Source organism: Shinella sp. 1A1 (assembly GCF_055379515.1).
This window is the reverse complement of sequence record NZ_AP039671.1, coordinates 875,911-892,773: the sequence shown is the minus strand read 5'-3', so window position 1 is coordinate 892,773 and position 16,863 is coordinate 875,911. Positions and strand designations below refer to the sequence as shown.

The following is a 16,863-nucleotide window of genomic DNA, read 5'->3' as shown; positions in this document are numbered from 1 at the left end:
CCCCGTTCATCGATACCAGGCGCCTTCATTCATGTCCGCATTCTCCCGTTTCACCGCCCTCGCCCAGTCCCTGCCCGCCACCGTTCCCTTCGTCGGGCCGGAAGCTATCGAGCGCAATCGCGGCCTTGCCGTGAAGGCGCGCATCGGGGCGAACGAAAGCGGCTTCGGCCCCGCCCCTTCCGTGCTGGAGGCGATGCGCGCAGCGGCTGAAACCACGTGGATGTACAGCGATCCGGAGAATTTCGAGCTGCGCGAGGCGCTGGCCCTTGCCCACGGCATCTCGCGCGACAACATCGCCGTCGGCGGCGGCATCGACGGCCTGCTCGGCGAAATCGCAAGGCTCGTCATCGAGCCGGGCACGCCGGTCGTCACCTCGCTCGGCGGCTATCCGACCTTCAACTACCATGTGAACGGTTTCGGCGGCCGGCTCGTCACCGTGCCCTACGTCGGCGACCGGGAGGACCTCGACGGCCTTCTCGAAGCGGTGCGCCGCGAAGACGCGCCGCTCGTCTATTTCGCCAATCCCGACAATCCGATGGGAAGCTGGTGGGATGCCGACAGCGTCGTCTCCTTCGCGCGGGCGCTGCCGGAAACGACGCTGCTCATCCTCGACGAAGCCTATGGGGAAACCGCGCCGGCCGGGACCATCCCGCCCATCGGCGCGCTGATCGGCCAGCCGAACGTGCTGCGCATGCGCACCTTCTCCAAGGCCTACGGCCTTGCCGGCGCGCGCATCGGCTATGCGATCGGCACGCTCGGCAACGCGCAGGCCTTCGACAAGATCCGCAATCATTTCGGCATGTCACGGATTTCGGTGCAGGGCGCGCTCGCTGCCCTCAAGGACCAGGCCTATCTGGCGGATGTCATCGCCCGCATCGCGGCATCCCGCGAGCGCATCGCGGGGATCGCCCGGGCCAACGGGCTTCTGCCGCTCGCCTCCGCCACCAATTTCGTCACCGTCGATTGCGGCCGGGACGGCACCCGTGCCAAGGCCATCGTCGACGGGCTGATGGAGCACGGCGTCTTCATCCGCATGCCCGGCATCGCGCCCCTCAACCGATGCATCCGCATCAGCGTCGGGACGCAGGAGGACATGGCGTTGCTGGAGGCGGCATTGCCGCGGGTTCTGGAGAGAATAGCAAATAGCGAATAGGGATTGCCGCTTCGGCGGTCTTTTCTTCCCTATTCGCTATTCGCCCCTCAATGCACCGTCATCCATTCGCGGGCGGCGCGCAGCGCCTCTACGAGGTCACTTTTCGTCATCGTCGCCGCAAGGTCGGCGCGCAGCTCGGCGGCGCGGTCGCAACCCTTGATGGCGGCGATGTTCAGCCACTTGTGCGCCTGGACGAGGTCGATGTCGCGGCCTCGGCCCGTCGCATACATGAGGCCCATGTCGCAGAAGATTTCGGCGCGGTTCTCGCCGCCCATCGTGGCGGCCGTTTCGATGGTCTGAAAGTCAAAGCGTGCCATTTCGATTGTCCCTGTCTTCTTTGGTTTACTGCCGTATTGCCCTGTTTTGTCGCCCTTTTCGGGCCTCCTTAGGCGCCTGCCGTCTTCTGCGGCTCGGTCTTCCTTCGGAGTTTTGCGGCCCGGTTTTCCGTGCTCGTCTTATGGCTCCACTATGCCGCGGGCCTTTCAAAATGCGCTTAAAATGCATGCTTAATTTGAGACGAACAAAATCCAAACGCTTGGTAAAATTGGATTTTCGTTAAACATCGCATCCCCTGGAAACGGCGGCATTCGCATAAAATTTTACCGATTGTTCAACCGCCGATTTCAACCCTTCGCTAACCACGGCAAACGACCGCATCCTTCACCCTCGCGTTTTTTCGCCGGTCTATCCCCCTTCAAGACGCCTGAAATCCGCGCGAAAGGCATATTTACCTTTACGTGCCCGTAAGATATCTTTCGGTCGTCATTCCGGAGGAGGAAGAGAATGAAACCGAGGACATGGATCGTCGCCGCCGCGCTTCTGGCGGCGCCGGGCATCGCGCTGGCCGCCGAACCGATCGAGGGCAACTGGAAGACGCCGAGCGGCGCCACCGCCGCCATCGCCAAATGCGGCGGCAGCTTCTGCATCACGCTGAAGACGGGCAAGCATGCCGGAAAGCGCATCGGCAAGCTCGACGGCGCGGGCGCCGACTATAGCGGCTCGATCACCGACCCGGAGACGGACAAGACCTATAGCGGCTCCGGCGCCGTCAACGGCAATTCCCTGCGCATGAAGGGCTGCGTCCTGGCCGTTCTCTGCAAGTCGCAGACCTGGACGCGGCTGTGAACGGCCAGGTCGCGGCTTTCGGCGCACGTTCCTGAAGCCATGTTAAAGCCGGCGCACCGCGCCGGCTCATACTGCCGATAAAGTGTGAAACCTCTCTTCCGTCATGCTCGGGCCTGTCCCGTGCATCTGCAAACGCCTCCGTGTCTCGATACGTTGGCAGATCCTCGGCACAAGGCCGAGGATGACGGCGGTGCGTGAGGCGGGGTTCGTCAGCAGGCTGAACCGGCGCATCTTGTCCATTTCAGCCGCTCGCCTTCGCTCAAGCCGCTGATTTCAAGGCTTCATCGACGTCCCGTCCCTTTCCGAAAACCGAATCACACCTTTCCTGAACGGGAGATGAACCGGCCTCTCAGGGACCGTTCAGTCCGCAGGTGCGAAAACGACCACACCGAAACATCTGGATGAGGGACATCACCATGGACATCCTCGCACGCCGCCTCACGATCATCACCCTGCTGATGGCCGTCTTCGCCATCATGCTGGCCGCCGCCGTCGAGACGGACTATCGCCGCAGCACGCACAACGGCACCGGCAAGCTCATCGCCTGCTCCACGCCGAGCATGTGCCGCGCCTCGCTCTGACCCGACCTCGCCTGCCGGACGAAACCCGATGATCGCCGCCCTCGCCCACGCCTCGACCATGCTGCTGCGCATCCTGACGCTTTGCGCGATGATGATCACCCCGGTCGGGGCGCTCGCCTGGAGCAATGCGGGCGGCCTCGGCATCACCAAGCAGGGCGCGGGCCTCGTGCTTTTCGTCACACTCCAGCGCCAGTCGATGAGTTGAGGCAGGCTTCGTCTTTGCCGTTCCGTGCTAAACCGGGCCGACCTCTCGCCGCCAGCCCGGAGCACCGGATGAAATCCCTTCTCGTCTTTTCCGCCGCCGCCCTTGCCGAGATCGCCGGCTGCTTCGCCTTCTGGGCCTGGTGGCGGCTCGACAAGTCCATCCTGTGGCTCATCCCCGGCATGGCCTCGCTCGCCCTTTTCGGCTGGCTGCTGGCGCAGGTCGACAGCGCCTTTGCGGGCCGCGCCTATGCCGCCTATGGCGGCGTCTATATCGCCGCCTCGCTGCTCTGGCTCTGGCTTGCCGAGGGCATGCGCCCCGACCGCTTCGACCTTGCCGGCGCGACGCTTGCGCTGGTCGGCGCGGGCATCGTTCTCGCCGCCCCGCGATAGGGGTGCCGCCCCCCTATCCTCCTGTTTTCACGCCGCTATGGGCATGGCGCCGCAGCGTCCTTACCCCGGGGCTTGCGGGCGCGCGGAACTTGTCGTTTGCTTGTCAAATAACAACAACTATAGTGATTCATGAGCAAACGAACCTTCTCGCCGAAACCGCTTTCCTTCGCCACGCCCGAGCCTTACGAGCCGCGCTCCTTCGACGATCCGGTCGCCGCCGTCGATGCCCTCGAGGCGCTCTACGAGCGCAATACGAAATTCCTCACCGACGCCTTCGTCTCGCTCGGCCGGACCGGCACGCCGGAAACGCGTTTCCGCGCCTGCTATCCGCAGGTCAGCATCGAGACGACGAGCTTTGGCCATGTCGATTCCCGCCTGTCCTACGGCTATGTCGCCTCGCCCGGCGTCTATACGACGACGATCACCCGGCCGAAACTCTTCCGGCATTACCTCAAGGAACAGCTCGGCCTCCTGATGCGCAATCACGGGGTGCGCGTCATCGTCTCGGAATCGACGACGCCGATCCCGCTGCACTTCGCCTTCGGCGAAGGGGCCCATGTGGAGGCGGAAGTCGCCGAAGGCATCGAGCTTCCGTTGCGCGACCTCTTCGACGCGCCGGACCTGACCAATACCGACGACGAGATCGCCAACGGCGCCTACGAGCCCGGCCCGGGCGAGCCCTCGCCGCTTGCGCCCTTCACCGCGCAGCGCGTCGATTATTCGCTCGCCCGCCTCAGCCACTACACGGCGACCAGGGCCAATCATTTCCAGAATTTCGTGCTCTTCACGAACTACCAGTTCTATGTCGACGAATTCTGCGAATGGGCGCGCCAGCAGATGGCGGAGGGCGGCAACGGCTACACGGCCTTCGTCGAGCCCGGCAACATCATCACCCCGGCCGGTTCCGACAAGCCGGAGCCCAACATCACCCCCGGCCGCCTGCCGCAGATGCCGGCCTACCACATCAAGAAGAAGGGCCATGGCGGCATCACGCTGGTCAATATCGGCGTCGGCCCCTCCAACGCCAAGACGATCACCGACCATATCGCCGTGCTGCGCCCGCATGCCTGGCTGATGCTCGGCCATTGCGCGGGCCTCAGGAACAGCCAGACGCTCGGCGACTATGTGCTCGCCCATGCCTATGTGCGCGAGGACCACGTGCTCGACGACGACCTGCCGGTCTGGGTGCCGATCCCGGCGCTCGCCGAGGTGCAGGTGGCGCTCGAAAGCGCGGTAGAGGAGGTCACGGGCCTCCAGGGCTACGATCTCAAGCGCATCATGCGCACCGGCACCGTCGCGACCATCGACAACCGCAACTGGGAACTGCGCGACCAGCGCGGACCGGTGAAGCGGCTTTCCCAGTCGCGCGCCATCGCGCTCGACATGGAATCGGCGACCATCGCCGCCAACGGCTTCCGCTTCCGCGTGCCCTACGGCACGCTGCTGTGCGTTTCCGACAAGCCGCTGCACGGCGAACTGAAACTGCCCGGCATGGCGACGGCCTTCTACCGAACCCAGGTCAACCAGCATCTGAGGATCGGCATCCGGGCGCTGGAAAAACTCGCCGGCATGCCGACGGAAAAGCTGCATTCCCGCAAGCTGAGAAGCTTCTTCGAGACGGCGTTCCAGTAGAGGGGACGGTGGACAGGCCGGCTCATAAGGTCTAGTCACCCTGGAAGTTTGGACGTGCCGGGATGTTCTCTGACATTCCGGCACGTTTTGCCTCACGCTTTCGTCGAGCTATCCGTCCGCCATGCCCAATCTTCCGAAGCTCCTTTCCATCCTGAAGAACTTCCTGATCTTTAGCGGCGGGTCGGTCATCGGCGCGATCATCGATTATGTCGTCACGCTCGGCGCCAACGGCCTTTTCGGCACGCCTCCCTCCCTGGCGCTGGCGGCCTCCATGGTGGCTAGCGGATCGATCGTGTTCCTCTATCACGACAGGATCACCTTCCGCACGTCCGGCGCCGGATGGATGAAACGCTATGTCAAGTTCATGATGCTGACGGCGATCGTCCTTGCCCTCCGGGTCGTCGTCCTGGAATTGTTCATTGCCGCAGGGCTTCCCGTCTTCATCGCCGTCGCGATGGCCATCGGGATCGTTTCCGTCGCCAATTTTGCAGCCTCGTCGATGCTCGTCTTCATGAAAGGAAGCAAATGACCGCCGGCCAGAGCCTTTCCATCGTCGTTCCGATCTATAACGAGGCGGAGAACCTTCCGCATCTGGTCGACAGGCTGAACACGGTCTCCGAGCGCATCCGCCTCGAATACGGACTCGCCGCCGTCCACTACGTCTTCATCGACGACGGCAGCTCCGACGGAAGCTTCGACATTCTCGGCGGGCTCGACTATGCCGGGCACAGCGCCACGCTCCTGCAATTCTCCCGGAATTTCGGCAAGGAAGCCGCCCTTTCGGCCGGCATCGACGCCGCGATCGATGCCGATGCCATCATCATGATGGATGCCGATCTCCAGCACCCTCCCGAACTTCTCCTCGATCTCGTGCGGGTCTGGAAGACGGAAGCGGTCGACAGCGTCTTCACCTACAAGGAAGACCGCCGGGCATCGGAAGGCTTCCTCAAGGCCAAGCTGACAAGCGGCTTCTACTGGATCATGAACCGGGGCGCGCGCTTTTCCATCACCGAGAATGCGGGCGACTTCCGGCTGATCAGCCGGCGCTATGCCAATGCCCTGCGCCTGCTGCCGGAAAGCCAGCGCTTCATGAAGGGGCTTTACGGCTGGGTGGGATTTGCCCAGCGCGGCCTGCCGCTCACTCCGCCGCCCCGCGAGCGCGGCGTCTCCAGCTTCAACGGCGCACGGCTGCTCGCCATGTCCTTCGACGCGATGACCAGCTTCACCACGGCCCCCCTGCGCCTGATGGCGCTCGCCGGCCTTTTCATCGCCTGCGTCAGCGCGCTCTATGGCGTCTACATCATCGTGGAACGGCTCTTCTTCACCTCGAACGGCATTGGCCTTGCCTCCGTTCTGGCGCTGATCGCCTTCTTCGGCGGTATCCAGATGATCTTCCTCGGCCTGCTCGGGGAATATATCGGCAAAACCGTGCTCGAGGCGAAGCGCCGCCCGCCATATATACTGGCCGAGAAGCGCGTGGTATCGCCGGCAGCAGACACCGTGGCGTCCGCACAAAACGAGGCCTCTTCCTGAATGTTCAAGACCCTCTCCTCCAAGCCGACACTGTTCGTCCTGATCCACTGCCTCGTCTGGTGGGCGATGGTCCTCATCGCCAAGCCGAGCCTCGACCGCTACGGCGACATGGTCGAAGTCTACGCCTGGTCGCAACACTGGCTGGCCGGCTCGAGCAAGCATCCGCAGTTCCTGCCATGGATGGCCAAGATCTGGTTCCTGGCGGCCCCCAAGAGCGTGGCTTCGTTCTACCTGCTTTCGGCCGTCAATCTCGCCGTCGCCATGCTCGGCATCCTGGCGCTCGGCCGCGCGCTCAGGCTCAGCGACATGCAGGTGCTCGTCGCGCTTGCCCTCGGGGCGCTGGCCTTCCCGTATCTGACCCTCGCCGACAAGCTCAACATGAACGCGATCTGCCTTTCCACCTGGCCATGGACGGCATGGGCTTTCGTGAAGGCGACGTCGGAGCGGGACGGAAAGCGACTGCTTCATGCGGCGCTCTTCGGCCTGTTCGCCGGGCTCTCCATGCTCAGCAAATACTATTCGATCGTGCTCATATTGCCGCTCTTCGCCTTCACCTTCCTGCCGAGCCAGCGCTGGCTCTGGCGGACGGCGGCGCCGTGGATCGCGATCGTGGTGTTTCTCGCCGTGACCACGCCGCATCTTCTCTGGCTGCTCGGCCATCGGGACGCCCTTGCCTATGCAAGCGAACAGGGCGCAGGCGACGGGCTCGGCAATGCCGTCTACTACATCGCGAAATTCGTGATCGCACCGCTCTTCTACTGGCCGATCCCGCTGGTACTGGCCGGGCTTCTTCTTGTCCGTGGCTCCTTGGCATCCCGCTGTGTACAACTGTCGCGGTGGCCCAAGGACCGTCTCGTCCTCGGCGTGCTCACACTCGGCCCCTGGCTGGTGACGCTCTGCTTCGCCATTGCCGGTCTTGCCGAACTGTCCACGCCCTGGGCGATCCCGATCGGCTTTGCCTTCATGCTCTACATTACCGCCAATGCCGAACCCGCTCGGCTTGAGGAGAACGGCCCGAAGCTGATCGCCGCATTCCGCTTCATCTGGCCCCTCATGCTGGTCGGCGGCCTCGTTGCCGGGGCCATTGACGGCTACAAAGCCAATGCGAACTACTACAAGCCGGACCAGGAACAGGCGCTCGCCGCCGTCGAATACTGGCAGGCCCGCCATGACACGCCCCTTGCCTGGGCGGCCGGCGGCAACCGCGCCGCGATGATCTCCTTCTTCTCACCAACCCCGATCGAGGCGCTGCCGGCGCTGCCGGACGCCCTGCCGTCCTATTATCCGCCGCGCGAGAACTGGAAGGCCGAAGCCGGCATGATCGCCTGCCCCTTCCATGCTCCCGGCGAAGGCGACGTGGAATGCGTGCAGGCGGCACATGCCTGGGCGGCTGCCAACGGCCTGCAATCGGAAGACGCCACCTTCACGATCAAGCGCTCCGGCTTGCGCTTCCCCCGCGAGGTACCGGTCGAAACGGCGGTGGTCTATGTCTGGCCCAGGTGACGGCAAGGGCGGGCGCGCATGCTGATCGCGGACGATTTCGGCCTCGGTCGCGGGCATGACAAGGTCATCCTCGATCTCCTCGAAAAGCGGCGGATCGACGGGACCTCGGTCATGATCGACGGCGACATCGATCCGGAGGACATGCAGCGCCTGTGCCATGCGCGTGAGAAAGGGGCGGCCGTTGGCCTTCATCTCAATCTTACACATGGCTTTTCCGGGCGGAACTTTCATCGGCCGCTCGGTGAACTGCTCGGGCTCTGCCTGACAGGCCGCCTTCCGCAACAGGCGAAAAGCGAGTTTCGCAGACAGACAGAGGCGTTTCGCGACGCCTTCGGCTTTCTTCCCGATTATTATGACGGGCACCAGCACTGCCACTGCTTTCCCGGCCTGAGCCGGCTCGCGGCAGCCCTGCCGCGGGAAAACAGCGCCTGGATGCGCGTCCCCCTGCCCCGAACATTCGGCGGCGTAGCGCTCAACCTGCGCTCAGCGGGACCGAAGGTAGCGCTGATCATGGCGCTGGCGCTTCTCGCCGGAAGGACCTTCCGCAAGGCGGGTTGGCAGACGAACACGGATTTTTCCGGTTTCCTGGCGCTGGACAGACCGGAAGCCGTCGCACGCTGGCTGCCCCGGCTCCTGAACGCGCGGGCGGACGATACTTTGCTGATGGTCCATCCGGGCCGGGCCGATGACCGGAGCCAATGCCCCGGTCATGCGCCGCAAAGTCGCGCCGTGGAGGCGGAAATCCTCTTCCGCCAGTCCTGAGGTATGTTCCTCAGCCCGCCATTACCTTCCACGCATGTTCCAGCCCCTTGCGCGTGATGTCGATCATCTGGTCGACCTCGGCATGGGTGATGACGAGCGGCGGGGAGAAGAGCATGCGGTCACCGGTGGCGCGCAGGACCAGGCCGCTTTCCAGGCAATGGTTGCGGACGGTGACGCCGGCTTTTTCCTTGTCCTCGAAGCGCTTGCGGGTCGCCTTGTCCTCGGCGAGCTGGACGGCGGCCATCAGGCCGACCTGCTGGACCTCGCCGACGATCGGCAGGTCCTCCAGCGACTTGAGGCCGGCGGCGAGGTAGGGGCCAATGTCGTCGTGGACGCGCTCGACCAGCTTCTCGTCCTCGATGATGCGCAGGTTCTCCAGCGCCGCGGCCGCGCAGACCGGGTGGCCGGAATAGGTGAAACCGTGGTTGAAGTCGCCCACTTCCTCGACCAGGACGTTGCCGACGCGATCGGAGACCATGACGCCGCCGATGGGCAGGTAGCCGGAGGAGAGGCCCTTGGCGATGGGCGCGAGGTCCGGCTCGACGCCGAAATGCTGGTGGCCGAACCAGTGGCCGGTGCGGCCGAAGCCGCAGATCACCTCGTCTGTCACCAGCAGGATGTTGCGCGCCTTGCAGATGCGGGCGATCTCCGGCCAGTAGGTGGCCGGCGGCACGATGACGCCGCCCGCGCCCTGGATCGGCTCGGCGACGAAGGCGGCGACATTGTCCTCGCCGAGTTCATCGATCTTCTCTTCCAGCTGGCGGGCCATCTTCAGGCCGAACTCGTCGGACGAAAGATCGCCGCCCTCGCCGTACCAGAAGGGCTGGTCGATATGGTGGATGCCGGCGATCGGCAGATCCCCCTGCTCGTGCATCCACTTCATGCCGCCGAGCGAGGCGCCGGCGACCGTCGAACCGTGATAGCCGTTCTTGCGGGCGATGACCGCCTTCTTGGTCGGCTTGCCCATGGCGCCCCAGTAGACGCGGGCCATGCGGAACCAGGTGTCATTGGCCTCCGAGCCCGAGCCGGTGAAAAAGACGCGGTTGATGTTCGGGCCGGCATGCGAGGTGATCTTCTGGGCGAGCAGCACGGCCGGCGGCGTCGTGGTGCCGAAGAAGGTGTTATAATAGGGCAGCTCGTTCATCTGGCGCATGACCGCGTCGGCGATCTCCCTGCGGCCATAGCCGATATTGACGCACCAGAGACCGGCGAAGCCGTCGAGATAGCGCTTGCCGTGATTGTCGAAGATATAGGAGCCCTCGCCCCGCTCGATGATGCGCGTGCCCGTCGCGTTCAGCTTCTTCATGTCCGAGAAGGGATGAAGATGATGAGCGGCATCGAGGGCACCGAGGTTGGAAGCGGCTGCTGCACTGCTGTTCGACATTTGACTACATCCTTGGGGGTAGGCCCCGCCTTATTGAACGGCGAGACAGAATGGGCTACGAAAATGCCCATACAACAGGCATTTGGCAAGAGATCGAGCGCACGCAAAATTTCCTGTCCTTGCTTCCCGCCAAACCAAAAGCAGGCACCATGACAAACGACAAGACGGCAGCCGGTTCGCCGCGCGCCAACGCCCCTATCGATGCCCCGGCCCGTATCGAAATCCTCCTCGTCGGCATGAACGGGGACCTGCGCGGCAAGCAGGTTCCGCTGGAAGGCGAGAAGAAGATCTGGGACGGTTCCGTGCGCCTGCCCTCCTCCACCCAGTCGCTCGACATCTGGGGCGACGACAATGACGACATCACCGGCCTTTCCATTTCCGTCGGCGATCCCGACGGCCTGTGCATTCCCGACCGCCGCTCGCTGGCGGCCATGCCCTGGGCGCCGGAAGGCTCGCGCCAGGTGCTCGCTACCATGCACGAATTCGACGGCAGCGCCTCCTTCATGGATCCGCGCGCCATTCTCGGGCGCATGCTGAAGCGTTTCGAAGACAAGGGTTTGACACCGGTCGTGGCGACCGAGCTCGAATTCTACGTGGTCGAGGACGACTGGCGCGAGACCGGCAAGCCGCGCCCACCGGCGGCGCTGATGTATCGCGGCGAGCCGAACGGTTTCCAGCTCTACGACATGCGCGCGACGGATGCGCTCGATGGCTATCTCCAGACCGTGCGGAGCTGGGCGAAAACGATGGACCTGCCGGCCGATGCGACGACCGCCGAATTCGGCCCCGGCCAGTTCGAGATCAACCTGCTGCACCGGCCGGACGCCATGGCGGCCGCCGACGACTGCATCTATCTCAAGCGCATCGCCGAACTGGCCGCGCCCCGCTTCGGCCTGAAGTCCACCTGCATGGCCAAGCCCTATGCCGAGCATGCGGGCTCGGGCCTGCATGTCCATTGCAGCATCATTGACAGGGACGGCCGCAACATCCTCGACGCAAAGGGCGGCGAGCCGACGAAGCTGAAGTCCATCACCGCCGGCATGCTGCAGACCATGCGCGACGCGCAGCTCGTCTTCGCGCCCTTCGCCAATTCCTACCGCCGCTTCCAGCCGGGCTCCTTCGCGCCGGTTGACCTTACCTGGGGCTTCGGCCATCGCGGCACCGCCATCCGCATCCCGGACAAGGACGGCCCGGCGGCACGCGTCGAGCATCGCGTGGCGGGCGCGGACGTCAATCCCTACCTGCTTTTGACGGCGATCCTCGGCGGCATCCTGCTCGGCCTCGAAAACGACCTCGATCCGGGCCCGGTGACGGAGCCGGGCAAGGACGTGGCCGACGCCAGGCGCCTGACGCACGACTTCCTGACGGCCGTCGAGGAGTTCTCCGCCTCGCCCTTCATCGCGGACGCCTTCGGTGCGGCCTACCAGAAGCTCTACGGCGATACGAAGCGCAAGGAGGCGATCACCTTCCTGCGCACGGTGTCGGATTTCGACTACCAGACCTATCTGCCGCGAATTTGACGGTTAGGGGCGGGTGCCCCTCATCCGGCCTACCGGCCACCTTCTCCCCGCAAGCGGGGCGAAGGAGATATGCCGCACCGGTTTCCTCACTCCTCAACGTCGCGTGGGGCAAGTCCCCTCTCCCGGCTTGCGGGGAGAGGGCTAGGGTGAGGGGCAAGCTTCCGCACTACCTCAGGCGGCGGCCGGCTCGGTGGTCGCCATGTTCTCCGCCTGCACCTTCGGCACCATGACCTTCAGCTCGCCCGGATGGAGGCGGATGGAGACGTCGCGGTCCATCGGCAGGAGTTCGCCGTCGATCACGCAGTTGATCGATCGGTCGACATTGGGAAAGTGCAATTCCACCTCGGTGCCGGTCATTTCCGTGACGTCTGCATTCTCGCGCAGCTTGCCGCGCAGGATGTCGAAGGCGAGCTTCGCCACGCCCGCGGGCTTCAGGGGATTGGTGGTGTAGAAGCCGAGATGGCCACCCGTCAGATCGTCGGCATAGAGCAGGCCGTTTTCCCCGAAGCGGTTGTTGGAGACGTTGATCGCCGAGACCTTGCGGTGCTCCTCGACGCCGTCGACATTGAACTCCACCTCGAATTCCGGCGGGTTGAAGATGACGCCGAGGGCCGCGCGGGTGTTGGCGGCCATCTTGCCGAGCCGGGAACGGTAGGTCATCCCGTTGCGCAGCCGCACCATGCGGGCGTGCAGACCGGCGGAAAACTGGTGCACGAAGGCCCGGTCGTCGGCCGTGCCGATATCGGCGGCGGCGATGTCGCCATCGGCCAGCGCCTCGATCGCCTGCCAGATGTCGAGCGGGATCTTCAGCGAGCGGGCGAAGAGGTTCATCGTGCCGGCCGGAACGATGCCGAGCGGCATTCCGCTCTGCCAGGCAAGGCCGGCCGCCGCCGACACCGTGCCGTCGCCGCCGCCCGCCAGCATCGCGTCGAGGTCGGTGCGCTCGGCGCAGCGGTGCAGCGCCATCTCGATATCGGCCCCTTCGACGATATCACAGTCGAGGTGATGCCCTGCCGCCGCGAAGACCCTTTCCGCATGACGCGCATAGGCCTCCATGTCGGTGGTGCGGAACGTCCCCCCGTCCCTGTTGAAAATCGCCTGTACTCTCATTCGCATACTCCGCTTATGGCCGAGAACGCCTGTGTCCTCCATTAGATAACGGAGAAAGCGGCGATTCACAGGCGGGGGTGAAAGGCAGTGCAACAATTCGTGAAAAGCGGCGGCGCCGGCAATTGCATTTTCGGCCAAAATTGGCAGTAGGCAGCGCGCGGCACTTTGATATAGTGCAATCCGGTCGCCTGGCGTCGGGAGTACGCCGTCCGATCGATTCTTACCCTTTCCCATCCAGGCCATTTCGGCCGGACCAGATCGCATTCGCAGCCAGGAGGAGTGGCCGCCCTTGTGAGGGTTCGTCGCCGGTTTGCCGTGTGGGCCATACCTGCGGAGCCTCCCCGTGTCCGAACATCCCCTGCCGAACGCCGCCCTCTCCTCCGGGCAGCCACCGCTTCCGGCGCTCACCGTCACCCTCATCATCCTGGCGCTCGCCGTCGGCAGCTTCGGCATCGGCACCGGCGAGTTCGCCATCATGGGCCTCTTGCCGGACGTTGCCGGCACCTTCGGCGTGACGACCGCCCAGGCCGGCTACGTGATCAGCGCCTATGCGCTCGGCGTGGTGGTCGGCGCGCCGGTCATCGCCGTCATCGGCGCGCGCTACCGCCGCCGCGACCTGCTGCTGGTGCTGATGGGCGTCTTCGCCGCCGGCAACCTTGCCAGCGCCGCCGCGCCGACCTTCGAGAGCTTCATGCTGTTCCGCTTCCTCTCCGGCCTGCCGCACGGGGCCTATTTCGGCGTTGCAGCGCTCGTCGCCGCGTCGATGGTGCCGGTCAACAAGCGCACGCAGGCGGTCGGCAAGGTCATGCTCGGGCTCACGGTCGCCACCCTGATCGGCACCCCGCTCGCCGCCTTCTTCGGCCAGGTGTTCGACTGGCAGTTCATGTTCATCGCCGTCGGCATCACGGGGCTTCTGACGGTCGCGCTGATCGCCCTCTTCCTGCCGCGCGACAAGGCGCCCAAGGGCATCAACGCGCTGACGGAGCTTAGCGCCCTCGGGCGCAGGCAGGTCTGGCTGACGCTCGGCATCGCGGCGACCGGCTTCTGCGGCATGTTCGCGGTCTTCACCTATATCTCGCCGATCGTCACGGACGTCGCCGGGCTCAATGTCGGCATGGTGCCGGTCTTCATGGCGATCTTCGGCGGCGGCATGATCGTCGGCAACATCTTCGGCGCCAAGCTTGCCGACATGTCGCTGATGCGCACGATCGGCTGGTCGCTGGTGCTCTATTTCTTCGTGCTCGTCAGCCTGTCGCTGACCGCGCACAATCCGGTGCTGCTCGGCCTCTGCTGCTTCCTGATCGGCTGCAGCTTCGTCGTCGGCCCTGCCCTCCAGACGCGCCTGATGGACGTCGCTGGCAATGCCCAGACGCTCGCCGCCGCGCTCAACCACTCGGCCTTCAACGTCGCCAATGCGCTCGGCGCATTCTTCGGCGGCCTGTCGATCAGCGCCGGCTACGGCTACGCCTCGATGGGCTTCGTCGGCGCTTCCACCGCCGTTGTCGGCTTCGGCGTCTTCCTGCTCTCGCTGTCGCTGGAAAAGATGGATCGCGCCGCGACGCCGGTCTGCCCGGCGGAGTAATCGCCGAACGCGGAAACGAAAAGGGCGCCCACGGCTTTTGCCGGGGCGCCCTTTTCCTTGCTTCCTGCCCGGATCAGCCGTGGATGATCTCGCGGTGCTTCTGCAACCTTGCGCCAAAAGCCTGGCTGACGCGGTCGAAGATGATCGCGATGCCGACGATGGCGAGACCATTGAAGATGCCGAGCGTGAAATACTGGTTGGAGATCGCCTTCAGCACCGGCTGACCGAGGCCCTGCACGCCGATCATCGAGGCGATGACCACCATGGCGAGCGCCATCATGATCGTCTGGTTGATGCCGGCCATGATGGTGGGCAGGGCCAGCGGCATCTGCACGTTCTTCAGCTTCTGCCAGCTCGACGAGCCGAAGGCGTCGGCCGCTTCCAGCACGTCCTTGTCGACGAGACGAATGCCGAGATTGGTGAGACGGATCATCGGCGGAATGGCGTAGATGACGACCGCGATGAGGCCCGGAACCTTGCCGATGCCGAGAAGCATGACCACGGGAATCAGATAGACGAAGCTCGGCATGGTCTGCATCACGTCGAGGATCGGGTTGATGGCGTTCTGCACCCGGTCGGACCGCGACATGAGAATGCCGATCGGTATGCCGATGACGATGGAGAGGACGGTACAGACGAAGATCATCGAGACCGTCTTCATCGTGTCGTCCCACATGTCGAAATAGCCGATCACGAGGAGCGTGGCGATGCTGCCGGCGACGATCTTCCAGTTGCGACTGGCAAACCAGGCGACCAGCGCGATGAGCAGGAGGATGATCGGCCAGGGCGTCTTCGTCATGAAGCGCTCGGACCAGATGAGAAAGTGCTGCAACGGTTCGAAGAGGCCTTCGATGCTGTCGCCATAGGCGCGGGTGAAGGCGCGGAAGCCCTCGTCGATCGCCTTCTTGAGGTCGCGCAGCGAGTTCGCGTCCATCGTCGGAAATTTCGTAAACCAGTCCATGTCGATCCCCTTCCGGTTCCGTCCGGTCTTGTGCCGGCTTGCGAACCAAACCCTGAAGCATGCCGCGGGAAATTGCATGGCGATTTGCGCCAACGACATGCGCTAAAACGAAGAAGAAGGGCGGCGTGCCCTGCGACACGCCGCCCCGATTGTTCAGTCGCTCAGAGCGCGGCCTTGATCTTTTCGGCCGCTTCCGGCGAGACCCAGTCCTTCCAGAGGGCTTCGTTCTCCTCCAGGAAGTGCTTGGCGCCGTCGTCGCCGCTCGCCTGGTTGTCGGTCATCCAGGCCATCAGCTTGTTGACCGTGGCGTTCGTCCAGGCGCGCTTGTTGAGATAGGCCATGACGTCTTCGCCGGCGCGTTCGGAGAACGGCTTGGTCACGAGCGTCTGGACGGTGTCCTTCGGCCAGTCGTTCTTCTTCGGATCCGGGCAATCGGCAACCGTGTTGCAGCGCTTCCACTCGGCCGCATCATAGGGAACGCCGTGCTCGAGCTTCACCATGTCGTACTTGCCGAGCAGCGCGGTCGGGGCCCAGTAGTAGCCGACCCAGCCTTCCTTGCGCTCGTAGGCCTTGGCGATGGAGCCGTCGAGGCCGGCGGCAGAGCCGGTATCGATCAGCGTGAAGTTCGCGGCTTCCCCGCCATAGGCCTTGTAGAGCTGGCCGGTCACGACCGTGCCGCCCCAGCCCTGCGGGCCGTTATGAACGGCGCCCTTGCTCTTGTCCTCCGGATCCGGGAACAGTTCCGGGTGCTTCAGCGCGTCGTCGATCGTCTTGATGTCCGGATGGGCATCGGCGACGTATTTCGGAATCCACCAGCCCTGGACAGCGCCGTCGGACAGCGCGACGGCCGCGCCGACCAGCTTGCCCTCGTCGATGCCGCGCTTGACGACGTCCGGCAGGAGGTCCACCCAGCCTTCCGGCGCGAGATCCGGGTCGCCCTTCTCGATCATCGAGGTGATGGTCGGGACCGTGTCGCCGACGATGACCTCGGCATTGCAGCCATAGCCTTCGTTCAGGATGAACTTGTCGAGTGCGGCGAGGACCTCGGCGCTCTGCCAGTTCATGCTGGCGATGGTCACGTCGCCGCATTCGGCGCGTGCGGCGCCCGTCATGGCCATGAGGCCGGCGACGAGGCAGGTGGAAGCAAGAAGATGTTTCATATCCGTTCCCTCATTTTGCGGCGGTGTCGTTGTGTCTGTCCGAGCCCCGCCGCACCGCCGCCGCCAGGCCCGTAATCCTCCACGGAACGTTCCCGAAGGGACCGGAAGCCCTCCTGGATCCGCGATACCGCATCCTCGACTTTTGCAGCTACAAAGTCGAATGCCGGTACGAATGCGTCTGGAATTGACCCCGATGCGTCATGGCGACATCAAATTCGCAGAACCGTCCCCACATTGTCCGCGCGTGGGGCTCCGGCGGCAAT

17 protein-coding genes are annotated in these 16,863 nt (G+C 64.4%); 12 read left to right on the top strand and 5 right to left on the bottom strand.

Annotated elements, in window-relative coordinates; translation table 11 throughout:
- Positions 1-31 precede the first annotated feature (31 nt).
- Entirely contained in the window at positions 32-1,153 is a 1,122-nt protein-coding gene (locus ACZ48C_RS04400) for a pyridoxal phosphate-dependent aminotransferase (protein ID WP_464782310.1), read from the top strand.
- Positions 1,154-1,200: 47 nt separating this feature from the next.
- Here ACZ48C_RS04400 and ACZ48C_RS04395 read toward each other — a convergent pair whose 3' ends face one another.
- Positions 1,201-1,470: an SEL1-like repeat protein gene (locus tag ACZ48C_RS04395; protein ID WP_464782309.1), complete on the bottom strand. Its 270-nt coding sequence runs from the start codon at positions 1,468-1,470 to the stop codon at positions 1,201-1,203.
- 466 nt (positions 1,471-1,936) lie between these two features.
- On the opposite strand from ACZ48C_RS04395, the gene ACZ48C_RS04390 reads away from it, so the two are divergent.
- From ACZ48C_RS04390 to ACZ48C_RS04350, 9 genes are all read left to right on the top strand, one after another.
- Positions 1,937-2,278, top strand: coding sequence for a DUF2147 domain-containing protein (locus ACZ48C_RS04390; protein WP_464782308.1), 342 nt, complete (start codon positions 1,937-1,939; stop codon positions 2,276-2,278).
- Between the two features lie 416 nt (positions 2,279-2,694).
- Complete coding sequence (locus tag ACZ48C_RS04385; protein WP_162911522.1) at positions 2,695-2,859, top strand: hypothetical protein; 165 nt, start codon at positions 2,695-2,697, stop codon at positions 2,857-2,859.
- 28 nt (positions 2,860-2,887) lie between these two features.
- Positions 2,888-3,064, top strand: a complete 177-nt coding sequence (locus ACZ48C_RS04380) for a hypothetical protein (RefSeq protein ID WP_464782307.1) — start codon at positions 2,888-2,890, stop codon at positions 3,062-3,064.
- 68 nt (positions 3,065-3,132) lie between these two features.
- Positions 3,133-3,453 (top strand): YnfA family protein, encoded by a 321-nt coding sequence (locus tag ACZ48C_RS04375; protein WP_119258864.1) that lies wholly within the window; start codon positions 3,133-3,135, stop codon positions 3,451-3,453.
- Between the two features lie 129 nt (positions 3,454-3,582).
- Positions 3,583-5,085: an AMP nucleosidase gene (locus ACZ48C_RS04370; protein ID WP_464782306.1), complete on the top strand. Its 1,503-nt coding sequence runs from the start codon at positions 3,583-3,585 to the stop codon at positions 5,083-5,085.
- Positions 5,086-5,206: 121 nt separating this feature from the next.
- Complete coding sequence (locus ACZ48C_RS04365; protein WP_464782305.1) at positions 5,207-5,614, top strand: GtrA family protein; 408 nt, start codon at positions 5,207-5,209, stop codon at positions 5,612-5,614.
- Positions 5,611-6,618, top strand: coding sequence for a glycosyltransferase family 2 protein (locus ACZ48C_RS04360; RefSeq protein WP_424546699.1), 1,008 nt, complete (start codon positions 5,611-5,613; stop codon positions 6,616-6,618). Before ACZ48C_RS04365 ends, ACZ48C_RS04360 begins: the two co-directional genes overlap by 4 nt.
- Positions 6,619-8,121, top strand: coding sequence for a glycosyltransferase family 39 protein (locus tag ACZ48C_RS04355; protein ID WP_464782304.1), 1,503 nt, complete (start codon positions 6,619-6,621; stop codon positions 8,119-8,121).
- An 18-nt stretch (positions 8,122-8,139) separates the two neighbouring features.
- Positions 8,140-8,883, top strand: a complete 744-nt coding sequence (locus tag ACZ48C_RS04350) for a ChbG/HpnK family deacetylase (RefSeq protein WP_464782303.1) — start codon at positions 8,140-8,142, stop codon at positions 8,881-8,883.
- A gap of 10 nt (positions 8,884-8,893) precedes the next feature.
- Here the strand turns inward: ACZ48C_RS04350 and ACZ48C_RS04345 are convergent, their stop codons facing one another.
- Entirely contained in the window at positions 8,894-10,267 is a 1,374-nt protein-coding gene (locus ACZ48C_RS04345) for an aspartate aminotransferase family protein (protein ID WP_464782302.1), read from the bottom strand.
- Between the two features lie 149 nt (positions 10,268-10,416).
- On the opposite strand from ACZ48C_RS04345, the gene ACZ48C_RS04340 reads away from it, so the two are divergent.
- Positions 10,417-11,787: a glutamine synthetase family protein gene (locus ACZ48C_RS04340; protein WP_464782301.1), complete on the top strand. Its 1,371-nt coding sequence runs from the start codon at positions 10,417-10,419 to the stop codon at positions 11,785-11,787.
- Positions 11,788-11,958: 171 nt separating this feature from the next.
- Here the strand turns inward: ACZ48C_RS04340 and ACZ48C_RS04335 are convergent, their stop codons facing one another.
- Positions 11,959-12,897: a diacylglycerol/lipid kinase family protein gene (locus ACZ48C_RS04335; protein ID WP_119258868.1), complete on the bottom strand. Its 939-nt coding sequence runs from the start codon at positions 12,895-12,897 to the stop codon at positions 11,959-11,961.
- A gap of 343 nt (positions 12,898-13,240) precedes the next feature.
- Here ACZ48C_RS04335 and ACZ48C_RS04330 point away from each other — a divergent pair, with 343 nt between their 5' ends.
- The gene (locus tag ACZ48C_RS04330) at positions 13,241-14,479 is read left to right on the top strand and encodes an MFS transporter (protein WP_119258869.1); all 1,239 of its coding nucleotides are present in this window, start codon (positions 13,241-13,243) and stop codon (positions 14,477-14,479) included.
- A 73-nt stretch (positions 14,480-14,552) separates the two neighbouring features.
- On the opposite strand, the gene ACZ48C_RS04325 is transcribed toward ACZ48C_RS04330, so the two are convergent.
- The gene (locus tag ACZ48C_RS04325; protein WP_119258870.1) at positions 14,553-15,440 is read right to left on the bottom strand and encodes an ABC transporter permease; all 888 of its coding nucleotides are present in this window, start codon (positions 15,438-15,440) and stop codon (positions 14,553-14,555) included.
- A 161-nt stretch (positions 15,441-15,601) separates the two neighbouring features.
- Positions 15,602-16,600, bottom strand: a complete 999-nt coding sequence (locus ACZ48C_RS04320; protein WP_119258871.1) for an ABC transporter substrate-binding protein — start codon at positions 16,598-16,600, stop codon at positions 15,602-15,604.
- Positions 16,601-16,863 lie beyond the last annotated feature (263 nt).